We start from the raw sequence: 1902 nt of genomic DNA, 5'->3' as shown, positions 1-1902 counted from the left end.
TTATATTTTAATTTCACTAATCAATTTCGCAGTTCTTTTTGTCTCACTACTTATAGATGTTTTAAAAAAATACACTTCTATTAAATTTTTTTCTGTAAATTTTTTGTCGCAAATACCTTTTACATAACAGCTTTCTAAATAAGTCGATGCGGCTTTTAGCTCTAATGAAGTATTAATAGCAAGTTCCGAAGCTGTAATCAATCCATTGTGCTCAGTAGCAATATTTAAAATTGTATTTTCAATCTCTTTATTTTTTAAAGTTGATTTTTTACGTTTTATCTTTAATGAAATGCACCCAAATAACAGCGTGATTATTGCGAATGTGATTACTCCTGATACATGTGGTCCCTCTGAGTGAAAAAATAGTATTACCATCATTATCACAGCCAAGACGGTTAGAGAAAATGGCACTATATAAATTACTGATAAGAAAATTTTTTTAACCTTTTCCATGTTCAATATAACTCCAAACTTACGATGAAATATAACGCCCAAATAACAGGCTAAGTAATGGTTGGCTAAAATTGTGTAGCGAAGCGAAACGTAGCCAACTGTTTTTGTTCCGTTTAAAGTGCTTGTTATATCAACTTTCCGCAACACTGCTTGTATCGTTTACCACTCTCGCAAATACAAGCAGAATTACGAGACGGAGTTTCATTTTGTAGACCTTTGAGTTTGCTGTTTTCTTTTTCCAATGATTTTATTTGTTGTTCTAACAACACTCGCTCAATTGAGCTGTTAATCATTTTCTCAACTTGAATTTCCGATACTGTATTATTACTTTTTATAAATGGTGTCGCACATGCTATCGAGGAAATAATAAGACCTAGAACGATGTAAAGATCAGAACGAGTTTTAGGTAATAATTGGCTTATTGATGCAAGCTCAGGTATTTCTTTATCTATCTTTTCTTTAACTTCTTCTTTTGATAAATGCTTCTCTTTAGCTTCTTGCAAAATTTTAGAGTATTTTTGCAACTGCTCTATGGTTCTAATTGGAGCATTTATTATTTCAATTACACTGCCTAATATATTAAAAACACCATCAGGAACACTCCCCATGCCACCACATTCAGGACAAGGTCCAGACCTATTACCACTCATACTTAAATTAACACAATTTTCTGCAAAGATTCCTGATGGAAATGCAGTTCCGCAATTATCACAAAATGCTGGAATCATTGGCATACAAATTACTCCTGTTGATATAACGCCTTAATAACTGGCGCGTAGGTTGGCGTTGTTTTTTGCGCCTTTTTCTTTTGCAAAAACGATGACAGCCGTTATGCGTCCAGTTGATTAACTTGTTATATAACTTATTCTACCACGCTCCAATCTTCTGTCAGAATGTCGTGAATTGAAAATATATAAGGATAATCATTGCCATTAGATTTCAAAAAAACTGATTTTAATTTATACCTTTTAGCTAAAATGCATGTAGTAATTTGAGGTATAAGTAAAAACACAGATTCAGCCTGTTGAGCTAGTTCCATATTGTTTTCAGGACGAAAGTTGGCATCATGAACAACTTTGTGTCTAATAGAAAAAGCTTCGTTTAATATATTATTCCAAGATGGGGAAATATTTGTAATACATAGAGACTGAAATACTTTACCATTAAACCCACAAGGACTTATAGATGTATTACAAATAGTTTCTAAGAAACCACCATCAAAAAGTTGATTAAATGCACATTCAATATCATTAACATTTTGAAAATTAAAACTCTTACTGAGCACTTCAATTGATGACAATTCCTTTAAATCGTAAAGTCCTTCTGTATTTTTAAATGTGTCTAGTAAATAAAAAAAATAAAATAGGACATCCCTTTCTTGATTCGCTTATATTAATCAAAAATAGCTTATCTGAAATAGATAACAACAAACGAAATGCCTGTTTATTA

Annotated in this window: 3 protein-coding genes; all 3 read right to left on the bottom strand. The window is 31.7% G+C overall.

Going from position 1 to position 1902, the window contains the following annotated elements; translation table 11 throughout:
- Positions 1-600: a hypothetical protein gene (locus CXF74_RS21225; protein WP_157822513.1), complete on the bottom strand. Its 600-nt coding sequence runs from the start codon at positions 598-600 to the stop codon at positions 1-3.
- Positions 579-1187, bottom strand: coding sequence for an SEC-C metal-binding domain-containing protein (locus CXF74_RS21220; protein WP_198552954.1), 609 nt, complete (start codon positions 1185-1187; stop codon positions 579-581). The genes CXF74_RS21225 and CXF74_RS21220 overlap by 22 nt, the downstream gene beginning before the upstream one ends.
- A gap of 128 nt (positions 1188-1315) precedes the next feature.
- Positions 1316-1753, bottom strand: coding sequence for a hypothetical protein (locus CXF74_RS21215; protein WP_157822512.1), 438 nt, complete (start codon positions 1751-1753; stop codon positions 1316-1318).
- Between the last annotated feature and the right edge of the window lie 149 nt (positions 1754-1902).

The sequence above is a fragment of the Psychromonas sp. Urea-02u-13 genome, assembly GCF_002835995.1.
In the GTDB taxonomy this organism is placed as follows: domain Bacteria; phylum Pseudomonadota; class Gammaproteobacteria; order Enterobacterales; family Psychromonadaceae; genus Psychromonas.
This window is presented reverse-complemented; position numbering and strand designations above follow the sequence as displayed.